This window comes from Paenibacillus nanensis (assembly GCF_003583765.1).
GTDB classification, from domain to species: Bacteria; Bacillota; Bacilli; order Paenibacillales; family Paenibacillaceae; genus Pristimantibacillus; species Pristimantibacillus nanensis.
Map to the genome: position 1 here is coordinate 61,675 of NZ_QXQA01000018.1, position 21,338 is coordinate 83,012.

General features: G+C 50.7%; 20 protein-coding genes and 1 pseudogene. 16 read left to right on the plus strand and 5 right to left on the minus strand.

Translation table 11 applies throughout. From position 1 onward, the window contains the following. Nucleotides 1–214: 214 nt before the first annotated feature. Nucleotides 215–1,036: an alpha/beta fold hydrolase gene (locus D3P08_RS22640; protein ID WP_119602401.1), complete on the minus strand. Its 822-nt coding sequence runs from the start codon at nucleotides 1,034–1,036 to the stop codon at nucleotides 215–217. Nucleotides 1,037–1,184: 148 nt separating this feature from the next. On the opposite strand from D3P08_RS22640, the gene D3P08_RS22645 reads away from it, so the two are divergent. Next, nucleotides 1,185–1,670, plus strand: a complete 486-nt coding sequence (locus tag D3P08_RS22645; RefSeq protein ID WP_119602402.1) for an Lrp/AsnC family transcriptional regulator — start codon at nucleotides 1,185–1,187, stop codon at nucleotides 1,668–1,670. 136 nt (nucleotides 1,671–1,806) lie between these two features. Here D3P08_RS22645 and D3P08_RS22650 read toward each other — a convergent pair whose 3' ends face one another. Further along, nucleotides 1,807–2,316 carry a DinB family protein gene (locus D3P08_RS22650; protein ID WP_119602403.1) on the minus strand — a complete coding sequence of 170 codons (510 nt, stop codon included), beginning with the start codon at nucleotides 2,314–2,316 and terminating at the stop codon, nucleotides 1,807–1,809. 319 nt (nucleotides 2,317–2,635) lie between these two features. Here D3P08_RS22650 and D3P08_RS28135 point away from each other — a divergent pair. The 4 genes and pseudogenes from D3P08_RS28135 to D3P08_RS22670 form a co-directional block, all read left to right on the plus strand. Further along, nucleotides 2,636–2,779 (plus strand): annotated as a pseudogene (locus D3P08_RS28135) (hypothetical protein); the annotation flags it as partial. A gap of 1,011 nt (nucleotides 2,780–3,790) precedes the next feature. Continuing rightward, nucleotides 3,791–4,174 (plus strand): hypothetical protein, encoded by a 384-nt coding sequence (locus tag D3P08_RS22660; RefSeq protein ID WP_119602404.1) that lies wholly within the window; start codon nucleotides 3,791–3,793, stop codon nucleotides 4,172–4,174. Between the two features lie 235 nt (nucleotides 4,175–4,409). After that, nucleotides 4,410–5,411 (plus strand): DUF1835 domain-containing protein, encoded by a 1,002-nt coding sequence (locus tag D3P08_RS22665; protein WP_119602469.1) that lies wholly within the window; start codon nucleotides 4,410–4,412, stop codon nucleotides 5,409–5,411. Between the two features lie 179 nt (nucleotides 5,412–5,590). Next, on the plus strand, nucleotides 5,591–5,941 hold the full coding sequence (locus D3P08_RS22670) for a winged helix-turn-helix transcriptional regulator (protein WP_119602405.1): 351 nt from the start codon (nucleotides 5,591–5,593) through the stop codon (nucleotides 5,939–5,941). A gap of 13 nt (nucleotides 5,942–5,954) precedes the next feature. Here the strand turns inward: D3P08_RS22670 and D3P08_RS22675 are convergent, their stop codons facing one another. Then, nucleotides 5,955–6,512, minus strand: coding sequence for an NAD(P)H-dependent oxidoreductase (locus D3P08_RS22675; protein WP_119602406.1), 558 nt, complete (start codon nucleotides 6,510–6,512; stop codon nucleotides 5,955–5,957). Between the two features lie 333 nt (nucleotides 6,513–6,845). Between D3P08_RS22675 and D3P08_RS22680 the strand changes: the two genes are divergently transcribed. Continuing rightward, the gene (locus D3P08_RS22680) at nucleotides 6,846–7,802 is read left to right on the plus strand and encodes an SDR family NAD(P)-dependent oxidoreductase (RefSeq protein ID WP_119602470.1); all 957 of its coding nucleotides are present in this window, start codon (nucleotides 6,846–6,848) and stop codon (nucleotides 7,800–7,802) included. Nucleotides 7,803–7,923: 121 nt separating this feature from the next. On the opposite strand, the gene D3P08_RS22685 is transcribed toward D3P08_RS22680, so the two are convergent. Next, nucleotides 7,924–8,475: a helix-turn-helix domain-containing protein gene (locus D3P08_RS22685; protein WP_119602407.1), complete on the minus strand. Its 552-nt coding sequence runs from the start codon at nucleotides 8,473–8,475 to the stop codon at nucleotides 7,924–7,926. 142 nt (nucleotides 8,476–8,617) lie between these two features. On the opposite strand from D3P08_RS22685, the gene D3P08_RS22690 reads away from it, so the two are divergent. Genes D3P08_RS22690 through D3P08_RS22705 form a run of 4 tightly spaced genes read left to right on the plus strand, consistent with a single transcriptional unit; the run spans nucleotide 8,618 to nucleotide 11,868 of the window. Further along, complete coding sequence (locus tag D3P08_RS22690; RefSeq protein ID WP_119602408.1) at nucleotides 8,618–9,022, plus strand: DoxX family protein; 405 nt, start codon at nucleotides 8,618–8,620, stop codon at nucleotides 9,020–9,022. Between the two features lie 23 nt (nucleotides 9,023–9,045). After that, nucleotides 9,046–9,705: an alpha/beta hydrolase gene (locus D3P08_RS22695; RefSeq protein ID WP_119602409.1), complete on the plus strand. Its 660-nt coding sequence runs from the start codon at nucleotides 9,046–9,048 to the stop codon at nucleotides 9,703–9,705. Nucleotides 9,706–9,712: 7 nt separating this feature from the next. Then, on the plus strand, nucleotides 9,713–10,483 hold the full coding sequence (locus D3P08_RS22700; RefSeq protein ID WP_119602410.1) for a DODA-type extradiol aromatic ring-opening family dioxygenase: 771 nt from the start codon (nucleotides 9,713–9,715) through the stop codon (nucleotides 10,481–10,483). Between the two features lie 23 nt (nucleotides 10,484–10,506). Continuing rightward, complete coding sequence (locus D3P08_RS22705; RefSeq protein ID WP_119602411.1) at nucleotides 10,507–11,868, plus strand: hypothetical protein; 1,362 nt, start codon at nucleotides 10,507–10,509, stop codon at nucleotides 11,866–11,868. Nucleotides 11,869–11,912: 44 nt separating this feature from the next. On the opposite strand, the gene D3P08_RS22710 is transcribed toward D3P08_RS22705, so the two are convergent. Continuing rightward, complete coding sequence (locus D3P08_RS22710; protein ID WP_119602412.1) at nucleotides 11,913–13,040, minus strand: ParB/RepB/Spo0J family partition protein; 1,128 nt, start codon at nucleotides 13,038–13,040, stop codon at nucleotides 11,913–11,915. 191 nt (nucleotides 13,041–13,231) lie between these two features. Between D3P08_RS22710 and D3P08_RS22715 the strand changes: the two genes are divergently transcribed. The 6 genes from D3P08_RS22715 (at nucleotide 13,232) to D3P08_RS22740 (ending at nucleotide 21,089) form a co-directional block, all read left to right on the plus strand. After that, nucleotides 13,232–14,836 carry a hypothetical protein gene (locus tag D3P08_RS22715; protein ID WP_119602413.1) on the plus strand — a complete coding sequence of 535 codons (1,605 nt, stop codon included), beginning with the start codon at nucleotides 13,232–13,234 and terminating at the stop codon, nucleotides 14,834–14,836. A gap of 85 nt (nucleotides 14,837–14,921) precedes the next feature. Then, nucleotides 14,922–16,838, plus strand: a complete 1,917-nt coding sequence (locus D3P08_RS22720; RefSeq protein WP_119602471.1) for an FAD-dependent oxidoreductase — start codon at nucleotides 14,922–14,924, stop codon at nucleotides 16,836–16,838. A gap of 146 nt (nucleotides 16,839–16,984) precedes the next feature. After that, nucleotides 16,985–17,431 carry a VOC family protein gene (locus tag D3P08_RS22725; RefSeq protein WP_119602414.1) on the plus strand — a complete coding sequence of 149 codons (447 nt, stop codon included), beginning with the start codon at nucleotides 16,985–16,987 and terminating at the stop codon, nucleotides 17,429–17,431. Between the two features lie 41 nt (nucleotides 17,432–17,472). Next, complete coding sequence (locus tag D3P08_RS22730; protein WP_119602415.1) at nucleotides 17,473–18,060, plus strand: TetR/AcrR family transcriptional regulator; 588 nt, start codon at nucleotides 17,473–17,475, stop codon at nucleotides 18,058–18,060. Between the two features lie 171 nt (nucleotides 18,061–18,231). Beyond that, nucleotides 18,232–19,998: a class I adenylate-forming enzyme family protein gene (locus D3P08_RS22735; RefSeq protein ID WP_119602416.1), complete on the plus strand. Its 1,767-nt coding sequence runs from the start codon at nucleotides 18,232–18,234 to the stop codon at nucleotides 19,996–19,998. Then, nucleotides 19,998–21,089, plus strand: a complete 1,092-nt coding sequence (locus D3P08_RS22740) for an acyltransferase family protein (RefSeq protein WP_119602417.1) — start codon at nucleotides 19,998–20,000, stop codon at nucleotides 21,087–21,089. The genes D3P08_RS22735 and D3P08_RS22740 overlap by 1 nt, the downstream gene beginning before the upstream one ends. Nucleotides 21,090–21,338: the final 249 nt, after the last annotated feature.

Genomic DNA, 21,338 nt, shown 5'->3' on the forward strand with positions numbered 1-21,338 from the left:
AGAATTCATTTAGAAAGTAAAGGGATAGAGATTACCATCAATCCTGTCTATCGGACTACGCTTATTCCTTGACGATACATCAGCAGGGGGAATAGTTCAGAAGTTATTACCGGAAGGTCATGTTAAATACACTCGATGCAATCAGCGGCAGAGCAGCACCTATCAGACGAGCCGACAGGTGCTTTCAGAACGTCATCTATTCCGGATGCAAGCCTTATTTTACCTGCAAAAATTCGAGTACGGCACTCAGGAACTCAGCTTGATACTCCACATTGGACAGGTGAACTGCGGGCAATATCAGTTGTTTTGCGTTAGGCACCGTCTTGGCAATCAATTCACCGTGTTCGGGAAGCGTAACCGTATCATACTGGCCTGAAATTACTAAGGTCGGGCTGCTGATCAGCGCGGCAGTCCGGCGCATATCCATGTCGCGAATAGCAGCCCAGCTTCCTGCAATTCCTTGCGGACGAGTAGCCAGCACCATTTCGCGAAACGAGGCGACGTGCGGGTTATCAGATTCCAACATATGCGAAGGGAACCAGTTCTTAATGAACATATCTGCGAATTCGGGTAGTTTCCCCTGTTCCAGCACTGAGGCAATCAAGCCCTGCCATTGCTCGGCAGGCCCCAGGTAAGAGGAGGTATTGCTCAGTATGAGCCGGTCGACCCGCACCGGAGCGTATATTCCTAGCCATTGCGCAATGACGCCGCCGAGCGACAGCCCGAGGAAATGGACACGGTCGATTTGAAGCGCGTCGAGGAGCTCGATGACATCCCGTCCCAATCTGTCGAACGAATACGGACCGTCCGGCGTATCCGATTCGCCATGCCCCCGATAGTCGTAGCGAAGAACGCGGAAATGCTTTGAAAGCTCGGGAATTTGCCCATCCCACATGTTCATCGAGGTCGCGATGGAGTTCGCAAGCACAAGTACCGGTTTGTCGGCCAACCCATCGATTCGATAAGCAAGCCGAACTCCATCTCCAGTCGTAAAGTAGTTTAGCCCCTCAGTCCTTCTCGTTTCGGTTATCGTCATGGTTCTCCGTCTCCTTTTTTCGTTTATAGTGACATTTTATGAAATCCGTTCTAGAATTCACATATGAAGATTACGGAGTTTGGGGTTTAAAAACTTATTTCTATCGTTGTTTTTCATTCAAACTTTATAAAAATGAGGTGATCTGATCATGGACAACATCGATTTAAAGATAATGTCCATTCTTCACGATAATGCCAGAATTACGGTTTCTGAGATGAGTCGAATGGTTTCGATGTCGCAGCCGGCTGTAACCGAACGTCTTCGGAAATTGGAAGAACGGGAGGTCATAACCGGTTATCGTGCAAAGATCTCCCCTGCCAAGCTGGGCAAATATACAACAGCGTTTGTACTGTTCAAATCGAACAACTGCAAGGAATTCGAAACATTCTGCGAAGCGGCCCCTGAAATTATCGATTTCTATAGAACAAGTGGCGAGTATAATTATTTGTTGAAGGTTGTAACGGAAACAAGTGAATCGTTGGAAACCTTCCTTGAGGCTTGCAACGCATTTGGATTTTCAACGACCCTAGTCGTTCTTTCCACTCGATTCGAGGATAAAAGTCTTGTGGCAAGCCGTGAAGATATAAACGTCATTTCATTGGTTCGGCCAGGAGAAAAAGAAAGCACTCGATGATTAGCGGAAATGTCAAACTGCGTCTTTCTCATCGCGCTATTACATATGAGGACTGCTTGTAAAGAGAGCAAACCGTCATGCCTATATAGCATGACGGTATGAACGGGGCGGGAAGGGTGCCATAATGTAAGGACGACTAACTCAAATAACGATTTCGGATGACCTCCATGTGGTGAAGCTCGTGTCCTGCGATGCCGTAAGCAAGGGAGCGCACCGTAATGCTTGTGTTGTTGGCTGTACCCTTGCGGGACCACGCCTCCGTCGGCAACCCGCGCAGCAGTGTGATCGTCGATTGCCGTACGGCCCGGTAGTCTTCGGCCAATTGCGCGGTTGTCCAGCCTCCGAAAGGAGGAATGAACAATTCCTGATCGAAACTGGACAGAGGCGTCTGATCCCCTCTTGCAAATCGGAGCAGGCGGTAGGTCATGACGCGTTCACTGTCTGCGATGTGGCCCACGACTTCCTTCAGCATCCATTTTCCTTCCGCATACCGATAGGCGCTCTGGCTTTCGGTCAACGATGCCAGCAGCTCGGTCATCTGCTTTTCCTGGGCGAGCAGAATGTCGATGATGTTGCCTTCCGGCACCAACCGGATATAGTCGCCGGCGTCCCCGGCGTATTCTTCTTCTGACGGTCTTTGGTTCATGCGTAATCACCTTTCTATGAAGATGTAGAAAACTAAAATGCTCTTTCCAGTGCTCTACCGCGATTTTTTTGCGAAATTCGCAACTTCGGCATGTCTAATGAATTCGCGAAAGAATAGAACTTTCCTTCCAGCAATTGTGAGCAAGCAACCACTTAGTTGGTTGGCCCGCGCTAAACTGCCAATTAGCTTAATGGGGTGCTGCCGGTCGGGGCTGACCCCCCGCTATTTATCGCGAAAGAATGCTGTCATAGGCAGCTTAGTAACGGGAGTTCTGTATGAGGGTGTTTTCAGACTGCACTTTTTTTGACAACTCCAATACTGCAATGGAACGGAAGACACGCACTATGCCAATCTTCGCAGAAGCCATGGTTTCGAGGAACCGCATAACGTGAAGTACTGGGGTCTTGGCAACGAAGAAAAAGAGGTGCCCGATATCGGCTATCTGACCGGATGGAGTCGTTGATCGTCGAGGCCAAGAAGCTCCTCGATCCTTATCCTGCTAAGGTGGAGGGATTCGATCGCTGGTATCGATTCCAGCCGAGGCGAAGTCTATCGATTAGTCCAGAGCCCATTTAAAGGCCCTGATCACTAACCGCGGAATAAATACCAACAGTTCCAAAAACACTTCAAAAAAGAAAGAAGTAACGTCCGCTTTATCGCGTGGTTTACGTTTCAATTTAAGCACCGTCCTTTACGCGTAAGTACGCCAGGAAGAAGATTAAAGTTTCAACAAGGATACCGAAGCTTTACGTAATAATGTTCTTAAATGGGAATGGAAAAATAAAGTTCTTAAACATGTGGGGCCAAGGCATTGAAGATAATTGGCAGGTTAGTTCAAAGGAGGTATGGGGGAATCGCATAAATTTAGATAAAATGGAATTGGATATGTCTTACAAAAAGGAGTGAACTACGTGGGATGGATTTTGCTAATATTGGTTGCTTATACTCCAATAATCTACAGAATACATAAACGTCTCAACTATCTTGAGAAAGAAGTGAATAGATTAAAGAGTGAAGAGGATATTGATTAACTGTATTGAAACGACTGCTCTGCAGTCGTTTATTGTTATACGCAGCTGGCCATATGTCTGTTGAAGTAACGGGCAGAATAGTTCCAATATATGGTATTATTTAGATAGTTGAAATCAGTAAGCAAGGTTGTGGGGATTACATCGTTTTACTACGTTTAGCGGAAGAGGACAAATAGATGTTAAAAGCGAATAACATTCAGTTAGGAAGTTAGAAGGTAGGTGCTAAGTTTGGGGTGGGACATATACTTTATACCAATTATATTATTGTTGGTGATCATAGTGTTTGTGTTATTAAGCATTCAGTCGAGTCAACGAAAGCATAACAAAGACCTTGAGGACGCTATATATAGATTAATTGAAATTACTAAAAAGAATCAAAACAACTAATCTTGGCCTTGAAGTAACGGAGACGTTAGCTCAAATACTACCTATAGGAGAATGGCATGAACTTTTCGAAGCGTTATGTATGGATAGAAGCCGAAATATGGCCCGAAGGCTCATGGGATTGTAAAGATGATAATACCGATGTTATTGTTGTCTTTCCGGATCGCTCCAAATGGATTGCCAGCTTCTTCACTTACCGAAATATCGAGACATTAAGACAAAAGAATATACAAACTGGTGAATGCATGAATGGTGCATATTTTTGGTCCAGCGACATGGTATTGATTGATATTATTAGCAGGGAAAGAATTGAAAAATTAATCGACCATTTGATTAATCTCGATAATTTCCAGACTGTCTTTAATCGATACCCTGATGTCGATGCAGAAGATGACGAGAACTACCCTGTTGGATTTTTTGCAACCGAAGATTCGTTGAGCTAACGGAGAACGATAGCTTAATAGTCGTTCAGGAAGTAGCTGCTGGCACGATCGGCAGCTTCTTTATGTTAAAGGGCAAGTTTCTAGCGCAACGTTGATCTAATCGCGGCCACACTGAAACATACCCCCGATGAATCTGAAGAAACGTCTTTACGATGCCCGACGGACGCTGAGGACGTCGCTCCTTGTGTCCGACGTCGCGACGGTATTCCACGATTTATATGAAGGAGGAGTGAAATTGCTGCATATTGTGAACGGAGATCATGTCGGAGAAACCTTGAAGCGGGCTGCCATCCCGGGAGACGTGCTGGTTTGGAGGGAGGTGTACCCCGCAGGGCCGGCGTTTCTCGATATGGAAGACCGTGCATGTAGAAAGCTGCGGACGGCCTATTTGGAGCGGGCGCTGGGCATTCCGCCGGACGATTACGTCCGGGGCTGCGAGATGCAGGAACGGGAGCTGCGGCGATTCGGCGCGTACGACGAGGTTGTGTTGTGGTTTGAGCACGACTTGTTCGACCAGACGATGTTATGGTATTTGCTTCGTTGGTTTGCCGGACAGACGCTCGGGCGTACGAAGCTCAGTTTGCTCTGCATCGGGGAATTCCCGGGTATCGATCGGTTTCGGGGATTGGGCCAACTGACCGTTGAACAGTTGGAAACACTGTCGGGCAAGTGGCGCCCGGTCGGACGTAAGGAGCTCGAGACGGGCGCGAAGCTGTGGGAGGCTTATGCGTCGCCAAGCTTGGAAACGCATGCGGCTGCGCTTGCATGGGACACGTCGGCGCTCCCTTTTGCCCGTTCATCGTTCCGTTGGCATTTGTCCCGACTGCCTTCGGTACTGAACGGGCTGGGCGTCGTCGAGCAGACGACGTTGGCAGCCTTGCGGGACGGCGCGCGCGCGGCGACCGACTTGTTCCGGGACGTAGGGAATCGCATCGGCGATCTTGGCATGGGCGATATCGAATATTGGCATCGGCTGCGAAGCATGGCTGAACGGCCGAAGGCGTTGATCCGGTTCATTGATGAAGCCGAGCGGCCATCTGTCGGCTCCGCACCCGGTACGCTTCCCGTTTCGGCGCGCCGGGTCGAGCTGACCGATTTCGGACGGGCGGCGGAGGCAGGAGAGACGGATGGGATTCGCGATATAGAGATTGACGAATGGTACGGAGGCTTGCGTCTGCAGGGACGGATCGATTGGCGGTGGGACGCGAAGACGGAGCGGGCGGTTTTCGAATTATGAAGGACTAGACGGGCGATGCGAGATGCAATATGTCTGCGATGGCGGGTACCGGCTCGTTTTCCTCAAGATGCAGTACAATTTGGCGTAGGAATGGTAGGCCTGACACCAAAGTTTATAATGTAAATTGAGCGCCAGTTCCATATGTTTGTAAATATACTATAAAAGGAAGTGTCATCTTTATGGATGCTAATCATGGGACCTGTGTTCCAAATGGAGTGAATCAGAAAGAAACCGGGTTCGGTTATACGCTGTCCGTTATTGGCGGCAAGTATAAAATGTCCATTCTATATTGTCTGGCCGAACACAAGGTTCTGCGTCCTAATGAAATGATGCGAAGAATTAACGGCATTCCTTTCAAGACGTTGAGCATCATGTTAAAAGAACTGGAAGCTGACGGCCTGCTCCTACGCAAGGATTATACCCAAATCCCTCCGAAGGTTGAATATTCCTTAACGGAACTCGGGCAATCGGTCATTCCAATTTTGCATATGATGTGTGAGTGGGGGGAGAAAAACAGGAGGCTTGAATAAGCCTCCTGAAGGTTTACATCGAGTCTATAAAGCGAAGATATTCATGTGCTCTCTCTTCTAATGCGCCGGTCGTCGGTCTATTGTCTTCGACAGAGGACGCTTCGTCGCCCTCCTTACCATAAACAGCAAAGAACGAGCGGTAGTCTGCATTGCAATAGAGGAACGTTGTTTCAAACGGTGTCAGCAGTTGCTTTAACGCATACCTGTATTTTCCGTCAGAACTATATTCCTTTCGCCTTATCCCGGTTGACACGGCTAGAGCGACTTTTCGATTTCTCATTTGGTTACCATTGCTCGAACCATAGCCCCAGCCGTAAGTTAATACATCATCAAGCCATTTTTTCAACAACGGCGGGCAATTGAACCAGAAGATCGGGAACTGCAAAACTAGCTTGCTATGCGACTCCACCAGTCTCTGTTCGCTTTCTATATCAATGTTTCCGTCGGGGTACGCCTTGTACAAATCATGGACGGTATACTTTTCCGGAAACTTTTTTAATTCTTCTACCAGCCGTTTATTGATCGTTGACGTTTCAATGCTTGGGTGTGTTACAATCACCAGGGTTTTCATGTGATCCCTCCTTTATTCACGAGTATAATGGAACTGATCTGGAGTTTGAAGTATGTACATTTTTTTCATATAGTTACCAAAAGGTGAGCGACTGCTTTAAAATAGTTCAGCTTTGAGAGAGAGTTATCATGGTTCAGGAATCATTCAAGAGCAGTCTGCCTCCTCACCAGAACAGTGTGTGGATAAGGCCGACCACGGGGTAGCGTAACAACGGAAAAAGCCACAATTTTAAAAATTAGTTATTGACCAATCAATAACACAATGCTATATTGTCATTAACAGTAATTGATTGATCAATCACAAAGCAATACGAAAACGGGGAGCTGGAGAATGATGAAAAAAGCGATTGTTATTGGGGCTACTGGTGGCACAGGCGCGGTTATTGTATCTGAACTTGTAAAACGGGGAGTGCCGACGGTTGCCTTCGGGCGGTCTCGCCAAAAGCTAGAGGAGCTTGCCAGCCAATTAGGCAACCCTGCTCACCTGTCGTTTGCAATCGGGGATGCATTCCGGACGGATGATATTGCGGCCGCGGCAAAAGATGCGGATGTACTATTCCATTGCGCGAACGTCCCTTACAACGAGATGGCGAGCAAGCTGATTCCTCTCGGTGAATCTATAATGGAAGCGGCCGACCGACTGAGTTTGAAGGTAGTCGTCATTGACGGAATTTATCCCTATGGACGAAGACAAATGGAACGCGTGACTGAGGATCATCCTAGGCAGCCTCATACGAAGAAGGGAAAAGTGCGGCTTGCCTTTGAGCAGATGATCTTTAGCAGCAGATGGAGTAAGGCTCGCCCTATGATTGTACGCCTTCCGGATTATTATGGACCAACCGCCAATCAAGCTTCCTATTTAGGCGGAACGCTCGAAGCAATTGCAGCTGGGAAAATGGCCTTTTTCATAGGGAATATGAAAACGCCGCGTGAATATGTGTATCTGCCTGACGCGGCAATGATGATTGTGGAGCTTGCGGGGCGCGAGCAGGCTTATGGGCAAAACTGGAATATTCCTGGTTCGGACATTATTTCAGGCCGTGAGATTGTCCGTATTGCTCAACAGGCAAGCGGCACTAATAAGCCTGTTATTGCCCTTGGGAAGGTTGGATTATCACTGCTTGGAATATTTGTTCCCGTCATGAAAGAAGTTGTGGAAATGCTGTACTTAACGGAAGAGCCGCTGCGCCTAAGCGGGGAGAAGTATCGGCGCCATATCGGGGCTATTCCAGCAACCAAACCTGAGGTCGGGATTGCGGCGACTATTCGAGATTTGCAAAAAATGAAGTGATAGTTTTCTCTAGAGTGATTGATCAATCACTCACCTTAAAAGGCTGCACGTCAGGCAACCTCGTAGTTGACCAGGAGATCACGAGTGCATAACATTGCGTATCAATGTTATGCACTTTTTATTAGATCAGATCCGCGCCATTATCGTTTTCCGTATAGATCGAAATGAGCACGATTGCCGTGTCGTCCCCGATATTTCGGACTAAATGGGGTGTACAAGCATTCCAGCTAAAGGAATCGCCTTCTCCGAATTCCGCTCCATCCTCGCCTTGCTCCGCGTATATTCTCCCTTTCATGACCAAATGGACCTCCTCGCCTTCATGTGCGTGAGGCGCATCGCCGGTAGTAGCGCCAGGAGGAAATTCTACGATCCTCATACGCACGTTTTTTGTGGAGCTCAAGTGTTCCACTTTGAGGTTATCGGAACCGCTTGTTGTGAGTGTCCGCTCGTCTTTCCGGACAATCCGCATCCGCTCTTCTTTCTTTAAGAGCAAATAAGCTAGCGGCACGTTCAGCGCCTCGGCTATATTTTCCAGCGTTGAGATAGACGGCGAAGTTTTATTGGTTTCAACCTGACTCATAAAGCCCTGGGAGAGGCCGGTTGCTTCGCAAATTTGAGCGATGGTAATATTTTTCCGCTTTCTGATCGCTCGTATCGTAGAGCCAATATCCATTGGATCACACCTTTAAAATATTTGTAATACAAAACTTGTTTTAATATTATCAATATTTCTGTTGACAAGTCAATTCGACTTGCGATAAATTACTCATGTAGAAAATATATTTCTATTACTAATATTGTGAGGAGAGAAGTTCATGAATAGAACAGCTGTCGTTTCGATTATTATGCGAGTCGTGCTGGGCATTATATTTGTATTTCACGGCGCAGATAAGCTTCAAATGGGACTTAGCAATGTAGAAGCGTGGTTTAGCTCGATAGGTATTCCGGGGTTTCTAGCTTACGTCGTAACGGTGCTTGAGCTTGTCGGCGGCATTTTGCTGATCTTGGGCCTGTTCACTCGTTATGTATCCGGACTGTTTGTTATGATGCTCATCGGCGCGATCGTGACGGCGAAGCTGCCGGCAGGTCTTCTTGGGAACGGTCAATCGGCTGGCTATGAGTTAGATCTTGCTTTCATTCTGGTCTCGTTATATTTGGCAGTTGCCGACCAATCGCCTTTGTCCGTCGACCGTTTCATGACGAGCAAGCGCAGTAAATAACTTTTGACAGGGAGGACAGCAGGATGAATCCAATTTATGAATATGACATACACATGCCGGGCGATGTTGAGCCTGGCCGAAGCTATCCGGTTATTTTCACTTTGCACGGCAAAGGTTCAAATGAAGGAAATATGTTCGGCCTCGTATCTTCGATGGCAAACGATTTTATTATTATAGGCATTCGCGGCAATCTGCCGCTTGGCGCCGGTTACCAGTATTATGATTTGAAGAGTTTAGGAAACCCGATTCGCGAAATGTTTGATGAAGCGGTTCAAAACCTGGAAGCGTTCATTCGTTACGCGACTGCCAAGTACCCGATCGATCCCGGCAAACGTTATTTGCTGGGCTTCAGCCAAGGCGCCATTTTGACTATGACGCTAGCGCTTGTAATGGGGGAGCAGCTGAAGGGGATCGTCGCTTTGAACGGATATATTCCTGACTTTGTGAAAACCGAGTATCCGATTCGAAGCATAAAAGACGTTTCGGTATTTGTGTCGCATGGCGAATTTGACTCGGTGTTCCCGGTTCGCATTGGTCATGAGACGGCCGCGTATTTGCGGGAACGAACGGACCGCTTAACCTTTAAGCTCTATTCGGCCGACCACGGCGTAACGGTAGAGAATCAGCGCGATTTTGCAAATTGGCTTGTGCAGGATGCCGGTTTGACTACAATAGAGGAGTGAGAGAACGATGATGCCATCGTATTTTTTTGCGCACGGCGCCCCGTCGATTGTGCTCGAGGATAATGAATATACACAGCTGCTTAAGAAGTTTAAAGAAAATACGCCAAAACCGAAAGCGATCGTGTTATTTTCCGCTCATTGGGAAGAGGCGGCGCAAACGATCGGTGCCGCTGAAACCTTCGAAACGATTTATGATTTCGGAGGGTTTCAAGAGGAGCTGTACCGGATGACTTATCCGGCACAAACCGACCGCTCCCTGGCCGGTCAGATCCAATCCTTGTTCGCCAAACAGGGCATTCAAAGCGTTATCGACGAAAAAAGAGGCTTGGACCATGGGGCTTGGGCGGTGCTTAAGCTGTTATATCCGGAGGCGGACATTCCGGTCGTTGCCCTTTCCGTCAACCGTTATTTGACCAATGAGCAGCAGTACCAGATCGGCAAGACGCTTACGGAGCTTCGCGAGCAGGATGTTCTCATTATCGGAAGCGGGGGAACCGTTCATAATTTAAGGAGATTGAATTGGCGTTCTGAAGGCATAGATCCATGGGCGGAGCAATTCGACAGCTGGCTTCAAAGCAAGCTTGAGGCGTGGGATACGGAGGCGCTGTTCAACTATCGCGAGCTGGCTCCTTATGCCGAGGAAGCCGTTCCAACGAACGAGCACTTTATTCCGCTTCTGCTGGCCATGGGAACGGGTGACGCCAACCGTCAGGCGAAGCTGCTGCACCGCAGCTACCAATACGGCAATTTAAGCTTGAGCTGCTGGCAATTTCATTAACGAATTGAAAGAGGGCGGGTCGGATGACATCCGCAGCTAGAGCGGCAGTGGAGAGGACGCTTCTTTTCTCCATTGCCGCGGTTTATTTGGCATTTCAACTGACTCAGCTCGAGATGCTTATTTTTTTGCAGGGAGGCTTGGTGCTTCTCGCGATCGCCATGCTGCTGCCTAAGCTGAAAGGGACGACGTTCTGGCTGACCCTCAGCTTTATGGCGATCGGTGTTGTCCTATTAAGCGTTCAGAAAGCGGCGCCTCGGGTATGGTTCGAGTCGGCCGGCATAAACGTCACGATCGTCACGTTGTTCCTTTTTGCCCCGTTGTTCGGTATTCCCGTACGGATTCCGGCATACGTCGAAGCGTTAAAACGTTTTTTTGAACAACGGCTCCGCAGCAAAACGGCTTTATTCGCGGGAACGCAGCTGCTTACGCAGGTGATGGGAGTATTTATTAATGTCGGCTCCATCTCCGTCGTCTATCACATGGTGTTCGTAAAGCCGCAGCATGGGATGACCCGGCTGCTGGCGAATGCGATGAACCGCGGCTTTGCGGGGGCTATTCTTTGGTCGCCGTATTTCGCCGCGATGACGCTCGTTACTACGTCTCTCGGGCTGTCCTGGTCATCGGTTTTGTTTTATATGGCAGGGCTGGCTGTTCTAAGCATCGCCGTAAGCTGGACCGTTGATCTAAGGGAGCTTAACCGCGCTGAAATGGAGAAGCAGCCGGAGACGGTTAAGATGGAGGAACACCGCGCGTCACTGCCGATGGGACTGGGACTTTATCTCGTCGCGGCCATTGCCGTCATTATATCGATGGAACAGGTTATTCCTCTGCCCATGGTCATCTTAATTTGCATCGCGGCGGTTTTATTTCCGCTGATCTGGTGTTTGGCTAAGGGAGAGACGGCTGTGTACAGGAGCGGGATTAAAAATCATGTAACCGTTACATTGCCTGCTTTACAGAAGGAAATGACGCTGTTTATGGCCGCCGGCTTCTTCAGCGGTTCGATCGGCGTCACGAATCTTGGATCATACGTCCCGTCACTGCTGGGCGATATTCCGCTGCCGATATCCGTTACGTTTACGGTATTGACGATCCTTCTGATTGCGGGAACCTCTTTGATCGGCCTTCATCCTATTGTGCCTGTCACGCTGCTTGCCGGCGGCATTGACCCGCTCTCCGTTCAAATTACTCCGGTTTACTTCGCGGTGCTGCTGCTGGGCAGCTGGGCCTTATCCAATCCGATATCGCCTGCCTCCGCTGTAAACAATTTGCTTGCGGGCTTATTGAAAAAGCCAGTGTTTGAGATGGCCTCGCCGAATTACAAGTTTGCAGGGTGTATGGCCGTTGCGCTGTTCATATATTTGATGACGATAGTTGGAAAATGAAGAGAGGCTGTTCCCATGCACGCTTGCAAGGGAACAGCCTCTTGTTATGGTCTCAACCTTCTCCACTCGGCCAGCTGCTGCTCCAGCTTCGCGATCACCTCATCGATTTCATGCGGGAATAATGTATACTCCCCGTCATGAGACGAAGCGGATAGCTGCATAATCGTTTGCGTCATCTCCGCTTGGCGGGCGAGCTGGGCATGCAGCTGCTTCAACAGATCGGACACGTTGCCTTTTGGAGCTGGCGCGGCGGTTGCCGAAGCAGCTGCAACGGCAGGCGCGGCCTCGGACGTCGCAGCAGCGGCGCCAGCTGCAGAGCTTGGCTGCGCTGCAGGCTCAGCAGCGGCTGCGGCGCTTTGCGGAACGGCGTTCCCGGTGCTTGCCGCCGTGTGTGAAGCGGCAGCGGCAGGCTTCGAGGCAGTCGGCGCATCCTCCTGCTCCGCCTGTTTCTTCGCCCGCTCCTTGCGGTTCTGCTCGTAGACGGACCACGTTTCAATTAACCCGGGGCCGTTCTTCAGCAGCAGCTTCTCCTTCGTGCTGTCCGAGATTGTTTTGTCCTTGAACAGCTTGGCGATTTTTTTGACGTCGCTGACGGGCAGCTCGTCCCTGGCCGCGATCAGCGCGAGCGGATCGCGATGCTCCATCGGCAGATCCTTCAGCGGCATCAGCTGATCCTCCGTCAGCTTGTCCTTGCGGATTTCGATCCCGCTGACGATGAGCCTCTTCACGGCGGGACTGAATTTCAGCAGCTCCATTTTATTTTTGATATAGCTCTCCGGTTTACCCAGCTTGGCGGAAAGAAATTTGAGCGAGCTGCGGAAGCGGGAATCGTTCATCAGCTTGTCGAATGCTTCCGCTTCTTCGATCGGGGAGAAGCCTTCGCGCGTCAAATTTTCCGCAATCTGCTCCAAATAAATTTCCATCTCGTCCGTGGCGGTCGAGACGATGCAAGGGATCGTGGTTCGGCCTAACCGCTCGGAAGCTTTGTAACGGCGGTTGCCGTAAATAATTTTGTAGCGTCCGTCTCCCGTTGTTCTAACTTTAATGGGGGAGAGCAGCCCCAGCTCCTCAATGCTTCGCATCAGCTCCTGAAGCGCTTCTTCGTCGAACTGGTATCTCGGCTGGTCTTTGTCTTCGTCGATCAAGGCCATAGGAAGTTCAATAATATCCATGTTGATTCTCCTATTCTTACTGTCATTAACGCAACATTCGTTCGTATGGGATGCATCTATTATATACCAGCTTGATCCCTCTTGGTGAAAATTTTGGTTGGGCGGGAAAGATAATTGTAAAATTGTGTAACTAAATCCGTTTCTTTTCGTCTATTAGGCTGAAATCATCTTCTTGCGACAGGAGCGTATGCATGAATAAACATATGACCATTACGATTGCGGTATCTCTAGTCATGATCTTCCTGCTGATTATGCCTGCGTTCGACAACGAGAGGACAATGAACGCGGCTATTTCGGAAGAAACCGTTGAAGTGCGGGAGAGAGCGGGAGTGCTGGACGAAGCCCCAACCGACAAGGTTAACGGATTGAATGCGGACCATACAGCAGGCGATATTCCAACTTCCGAACAAAAGGTAATAGCGAAAGCAGAGCCGGCCGAACACGGATTCCGGCTTTCGTTCGAAGACGGCGGGGAGGGCTATGTGCAAACCGCAGCAATAGATGCGTATGGGGATGTTGCCGTCCATCTGACCGAACGGGAAGCCGCCGGAAAGAACTACTACGAGATGATCGTCGTTCGGCCGGACCGGATGGAGGCTCAAGCATACCCGCTTTACTCGGCAGACGCGGTAGAACAGCCCTTTTATCAAAAAGTGAAAATCATCAATGAAAAAAAAGCCTTGTTCTTGAAGCGCACCGTCCATGAAGGCATGATCAACTATGAGCTGGCCCTTTTTTACCTCGAAACGGGCGGACACGGAACGCTGCCTGCTTTCTGGAGCGTCCCGGTCGGCAGCGAGGAAGCCGGCGAGGATTTCTTGGCAAGCGCTCATTACGCGCAGGACGATGACGGCAGAACGACAAAAGTATTGCTGACCAGCTTCCTAGGCAAGATGTGGCTGGCTGATTTGGATAAGGGCAGCATTTACGGTCATGGCGGGCAAACGTTTCCGGCCTTCGGCGATCTCGGCAGCAAGCCCATAAGAGAGTTGATCTATCCAACTCCCCAATTAGACCGGTTTATCTATAACTTTACCGAAAAGGACCAGATTCACGTAAGCAATCACTTTATGCTTGCGGATACATTAAGCGGAAAAGTGCTGAAGCTGTTCAGCGTGGATGACGGCATGGCGCTGTCCGATCCGGGCCCTGTTTGGAACCGCGAAGGTACGGCGTTTTTCCTGGAATACGCTTCGAAGGGCAACGAGATGGGCGAGTATTACGATAACAGCAATGCCGTCGCCGCGGAAGAAATTGCATTCTTCGACCGTGACGGTAAGCGGGTCGGGATGCTTAAAGCCGAATCAGGCGAGCGGATAAACGTGTATGAATGGCTGGATGAGCAGCGCCTTTTAATAGAAGCGTATAAGCCGAAGCCAGTATCGGATACCGTCTGGAGTAAAGACGAAATTCGATACAAAGAATATGATCTTCGTACGGGCAAGCTGACGTCATACGGTTCCGTGAAAGAAGCAAACGCGCTCAAGGAGCTTGTCCTCCTTCCGCTGCGGCGGGAAGGTACGACGTTTGATTCGAAAGCTTTTGTCGCCCTGGATCGTCAAAATCGTCAAATATGGGAGCCGAACCTTGATGGAAGGGCGTCCCTGTCAACGGATGGAAGCTTGTATATCCAGACTTGGAACGGGGATAGCAGTGTCATTTACAAGTGGGATACGGCAATGAAAGAGCTTGTTGAAGCGGCTAACGATAGCGATATTCGTCTAGCTGTCGGCACATGGCTTGCGGCCGCCGAACGGGAAGGAAGCGGTTTTATTTACCGCAATACGGAGGAATAGCTGAATATTTTTCTGTTTTTTCCAGTGGAAAAAGAAGATAATTTTGGCTGAAAATCCGAATACTAAAGCGCATGGACACGGGGAGGTGAACTGCCTGTTACAGCGCAAATCGAAAGCAGCGATAACTTGGTTAACGGCGGCGGTCATCTTGCTTATTCTGGCAGGCGCCGGCCTTTGGGCTTGGCGGGGCGGAGCATGGCGCTTCGCGCAAAGCGGCCAGGTTCCGCTTCCTAAGCTTGAACAAGAGGCTCGATATAGCGAGAGATACGACGTTATTGTAGCCGGAACGGATCCCGAGGGCGTAGCGGCCGCGTTATCCGCTGCGCGGCATGGGCTTGACGTGCTGCTTGTTGACGGCAAAGGAAGAGATCGGCTGGGCGGGCTTATTACGCTGGGATGGCTGAATTCCTTGGACTTAAATTTTGCGCCGGCGTCTGCCCGGCCTTCAGGAGAACGCGAATTTTTGAATAAAGGCATCTTTCAGGAATGGTACGATCAATTAGGCGGCACCTCAATCGATGTCGTGGAAGCGGCGGCGGCTTTGCACAGGATGGTAGCGGATGAGCCTCGGATACATGTGCACATGGGTGTTCAGTCGATGAAACCGATGATGAACGGCCGTGATGTCGTCGGCATGATCATCGTCGATGAAGAGAGCGTTGAACGGTCAATCGGGGCAAGCGCCGTCATCGACGCTACGCAGGATGGCGATATCGCAGCGTTAGCTGGGGTTCCCTATACGGTAGGACGAGAGGATCTCGGCAACCCCGAAGCGCGCATGGCGGTGACGCTGGTATTTAAAATGAGCGGTGTGACCGATACGATTTGGAAGTCTTTCGGCGAACGCGAAGATACCGGCATCGATAAAAAAAGCGCATGGGGATTTCTTGACGCCAGACTTTACGAATCGACCGACCCGGACCGGGTAGCCCTGCGGGGGCTGAATATCGGCCGGCAGAACGACGACAGTATTCTCATTAACGCGATGCATCTGTTCGGGATCGACCCGCTGGATCCGAAGTCGGTGGAAGAAGGAATGAAGCTGGGCAAAGAGGAAGCGCCGAGAATCGCCGCATATTTGAAGAAGCAGTTCAAGGAGATGGAGAAGCTCGAATACGCCGGCACGGCTCCGGAGCTGTATATCCGGGAGTCTCGGCATATTAGAGGCGAATATCGGCTTACGATGGCCGATGTGATGGAGAACCGCGACTTCTGGGATGCGATTGCTTACGGCTCTTACGATGTCGATATTCAGCGGCTAAGCCGCGAGGATACCGGAGCGATAATGATGTCGCCGCTTCAATACGGCGTACCGTTTCGCTCGCTGGTACCCCTTGACGTGAACAGGCTTCTCGTTGTCGGGCGGGCGGCCAGCTTCGACTCTTTGCCCCATGGAAGCGCGCGGGTTGTGCCGCTCGGCATGGCGACGGGGGAAGCGGCGGGCGCCGCGGCTAAGCTCGCGATATCGAACGGAATGAGCTTCCGGGAGCTGTCGCGCTCCAAAGAGGCGATCGAAGAGCTGCGCGCGATGCTGACCAAAGCCGGCATGGATCTGACCTACTATGCAACGGAGAAGCCGGAATATAGGAAGCATCCGGCATACAAAGCGCTGCTTGCCGCCGTTAGCATGAATATGACGATCGGCGGCTACGACAACAACCGATGGGATTTGGACGGGCCGGTATCGCCGAAGAGCTTCCGCAATATGATGAAGCGGCTGAAGACGATGCATCCCGCGTATTTTAAAGGGAGCTACATAAACGCCGCTCCGATAATAGAAGATAAGGATACGCTCTCGCTGGATGAAGCAGCGCACGGCTTATGCTTGATGGCGGGGGTCGAGACGGCACCCCGGAAAGCGGTAAGCTTGCTTTTAAAACGGGGCTGGGTATCGAGTCCGGTGGTACAAAGCATGAAAAATAAACAGAAGATGACAAATGGAGATACCTTTATGCTGATCCGCGATATGATGGAATTTTACGCGGGAACGGTGTACGAATGACAATAGCGGGACAATCAATCCGTGGAGGGTTGATTGTCCTTTTTTTTTGGCTATGCGGTTTGTGAAGTTTCATCCGATTTTGTTGTTTACATACATACAGAATGTATGTTAAATTGTTGGTAGAAAACGATAAAGGAGAATGATTGATGAAAACGTCTAGCTTTTATCCGGTTATTTTAACAGAGCAGGTTGGAGCCAGCGCCGAGTTTTATCGGCAATATTTTGGATTTGAGACCGTATTCGAAGCCGATTGGTACGTAAGTCTTCGCCTGCCAAAGGACGCGGAATCGGCATTCGAGCTGGCTATTTTGGAAGCCGGGCATTCGACTGTGCCGTCAGTCTACCGGCATTCGGTGAACGGACTTATCCTCAATTTTGAAGTGGAGGATGTGGACGCGGAGTACGAGAGATTGATCACGCAGCACAAGCTCCCGCTGCAGCTTGATATCCGGGACGAAGAGTTCGGGCAGCGCCACTTCATAACAAGCGATCCTAATGGCGTATTGATCGACGTGATCAAAATCATTCCCCCTTCCGACGCGTACAGCGAAAATTACAACGAGAACTTGTGGCAAGCCGAACAGAAAGGATGATAAGATGAGGTAACGACGCGTAACGGGAGAATGGGAACGGCATGAAAAGAAGGAAAGAAGAGGCGAACGAAACGATCGCGAAGCTTGTTGAAGTCGCAAGGAAGCATTTTACGGAGCGCGGCTACGCGGAATCGTCGATGGAGGAGATCGTGGCGGAGGCGAATTTGACGCGAGGAGCGCTTTACCATCATTTCGGCAGCAAAAAGGGGCTGTTTCAGGCCGTGCTGGAGTCCGTTCAGAAGGAGATGGGAGAGCGGGTGGAAGCCGGAGCCGCTCGAAGCGGCGATGCGTGGGAGCAGCTGATTTTAGGCTGCCGCGCTTTTGTGGCCGCTGCCGTTGAGCCTCACATCAAAAGAATTTTGCTTATTGACGGTCCGGCTGTGCTGGGTTGGGAGGCGTGGCGCAGGATGGATGAGGAAAACTCGATGCGGCATTTGCGGGAGCAGCTGCAGCTGATGCAGCAGCAGGGTTACCTTAAGCCGGTTCCGATTGACGCGATGACGCATTTTCTCTCCGGGGCTCTGAATGAATCGGCGTTATGGATCGCGCAAAGCTCCGATGACAATCAATCGTTAGAGGATACGATGATCGTCATTTCTCAGTTTTTGAAAGGCTTCAACAACGGCTAGCCGATATGGGCGGCGAGAATAGAAACGATAGAGCAGGCGCGTCTTGCTTTATCGTTTTTTTTATGTGGAGGAAGACTCAGAGGTTTATAAAAATGTTCTTTATAAAGAACAATCATCGTGATATAGTAGTGTGGAAGTGCGATAAGACGAACAGTCTCGGAGGTCTGCGTCATGGAATGGTTGAACGGTTTACATGTGGATTCGGTCCCTTATTTGCTCCAGGAGCGGGCAAGGCGCTTTCCAAGCTCGATAGCTTACATTTTTCCGGAGCGGGATCAGCGCTATACATGGGCTGAGATTTGGCGGGAGGTGCTGCCGCTTGCACGCGGTATGCATAGGAACGGCGTACGCAAGGGCGACAGAGTGGCCTTTTTGATGACGGGCCGCATGGAACTGATTCTATCCATGTATGCGGCTGCCTGCCTTGGAGCGGTGCTTGTCCCGATCAACGCCTATTCGAAAAAAGAGGAGCTGGCCGGGTATTTGAACGAATCGAGACCGGCTCTGATGATTATCGGCGCTCATGGGCACCAGCAGCACTATCCGTCCATGCTGCGCCAATTGGCAGAAGCTCGCGACGGGCGTTCGGAAGGCGGCTTTATCCCTTCCTCCGTGTATGTTGTAGCCGATTCGGATGAGCGACTCCAGGGGTTCCGCCCCTATTCCGAGCTGGCGGCCGCGGGCAACCTCGCTGGATCCGATGAATGGAAGGAGGCAATCCGGCATGTTGCTTCCCGTGACCCGCTTATTTTGCTTTTTACATCCGGAACGTTGGGGGTTCCCAAAGGCGTGCTTCGCACGACCGCATCCTTTTTGATCGCAAGCGCCGGTAAAGGGGAGTCGTCCAGTCCGCTTCGAAAGCTGATGCTGGGGCTGAATACCCGGATTATGCAGGCCTTCAAGCTTCTCAATCTGCTGCCGCTATACCATATGGGCGGCTTCGCCACGATTTTGACCAATTTGAAATCCACGAATGTCCCAACGGTGATGCTCAGCCGATTTCATCCGATAGAGGCGTTGTCCGCCATTGAAAAGGAGCGCTGCAAAGTGCTGGTGGGAACGCCGTACATGCTGCAAAGAATGGTGGCGGCGCCGGAGCGCGCGGCATTCAACCTGTCCTCGCTGCTTGGCGCGGCTTTTACTTCAGCGGCGGTAACCCCGTCCATTTTGCAAAAGGTAACGAGCGAGCTGCGGCTGCAGTTTTTTTTGGTGAGCTATGGCTCTTCGGAGGCCGGTTCGGTGGCAAGCGGAACTTGTATCCGGAAGGAGCATTTGCGCGGATTCCTTATTCCGCTTCTATTCCGCATTGTCAAGCATACGAACCTCCTTGGAGGGCTGATTCCATATGAGGCGTTCATGAAAGAAAGCGCCAGCCTCGCCGGAAAGGTAGATCCGCATGTCGAGATTCGAATCGTCGACCCCGCAACAGGCGAAGAGCTGCCGGCAGGGGAGCAAGGGGAGGTATGGATTCGCAGTCATCGGGTCATGCGATATGCGAATGACCGCACCGAAAGGCCCGCCTTTACGGAGGATGGCTGGTATCGCTCGGGAGATCTGGGCTGGCTGAACGAGCGGAAGCATTTGGCGATTGCGGGGCGGATCCACCGCATCATCTCCCGCGGAGGCGAAAAAATATCGCCCATCGAGATTGAGAACATCATTATGGAACATGAAGAGGTAGAGGATGCTCTTGTCATCGGCGTGCCGGATTCGTTATACGGGGAGGAAGTCTGCGCATGCATCGTGCCGAAGAGCGGCAGCTTCCTAACGTCTGACCGTCTGAAGCAGGAGCTGGCGCCCAGGCTGTCCGCCTTCAAGCTGCCGAGGACCTTTATCTTCCTTTCCCAGCTTCCTTTATCGCCCACCGGCAAAATATCCATAGCCGAAATGAAACAGCTGGCCGAGCAGGAAATCCACGTTGCAAGGAGACATGCGTGATGCGCAAGTTTTATCCGGGGATAACGATATTTAAGTTCGCGGGGGCGATTATGGTTTTGCTGGGTCATGCGCTGCTTATCTCCTTATTAGAGGAGACGGGCAGCGAAACGATGTCCTTCGTGGCGCTGCTGACGAGGGTCATTGTGCCTTGCTTCTATGTGATCGCCGGTTTTCTTGCGTATAAAGGCTGGTCGCATGCCGCTCGTTCCGAGACTTATTTGAAAAGATATTTGATCCGAATCGCGGTTATGTACAGCTTCTTCTGCTTGTTATTCACCTTGCAGCATAATGTTTCTGCGCTGCTGCGTGACGGGTTTCATGCCGGCAATTTATGGTTGCAGGCCAAAATATGGTTTATGGCCGTTTTTGTGAACGGTCCTTATTATCATCTGTGGTTTATTCCGCCCCTTCTGTTCGGGGTGGCGGCTTCTTATTGGCTGATAAAAAACTTGCCCGCCCGATCGATTGTTTGGATATGTCTTGCGGGATTCGTGCTGTGCCAGTTTACTTCGGGCAGTCTTCGTTTTCTGTTCGGGGGAATGATGGACGGTTTTTTAGGCATCAGTCTGGAACAGTGGAATTATCTCGACCTGGTCTTGACGCAATATATCGGGTTCGGATTAACGTTTGTCGCTGCGGGAGCCGTCATCGCCAAATACGAGGAACGCTTTCTCAGGCTGCGCGCGCGCCGGGCCGTCATGCCGCTTTGCGTCTTGATTGTTATAGAGCTGGCCATGCTGCTGACGACCTCGGATTGGACGAACGAATATAAGCTGGCGTTCACGCTGCTCCCGCTGACCATTCTTCTGTTCTACGGCGTACTCCGCATGCGAAGCCGGTTCGCGACGGTCTATCACCGGCAGCTCAGCTTATTCAGCATCGTGACGTATTTGAGCCATGCTTTGTTTATGCAGGCGAACGATTGGGTCTTTGGCTGGAAGACCGGCGATATGCTGGTTTCTGAATATGTGGCGCGGGGAGTGCTGACGATCGCTGAGTGCATCCTGCTGACCTATGTCATTTACCGGGGCATCCGGCGGAGACAGGTGCAGGAGCCTGCAAAAGGAGCGCGGCTCGAAGTGATCAGGTAAGCGAGCGCGCTTCAAGGAGGTTCCGGACAGGGCCAACAAGCCCACTGCATAAGCCCGGAAGGACCGACAAGCCACATGGCTTTGCAGGCAGAAGGTCGCAAGTCTCAATGCTTAGACAAGTCAAGGTGCTTAGAAGACAGAAGGACATCGAAACTATGAGCAGCTCTAGAAGAACCGACCAACTCACGGTCAGGCGCTAACGAAGCCCTTCAACTTCACGCCTAGTACCAGGACGCCGAACAAACAATC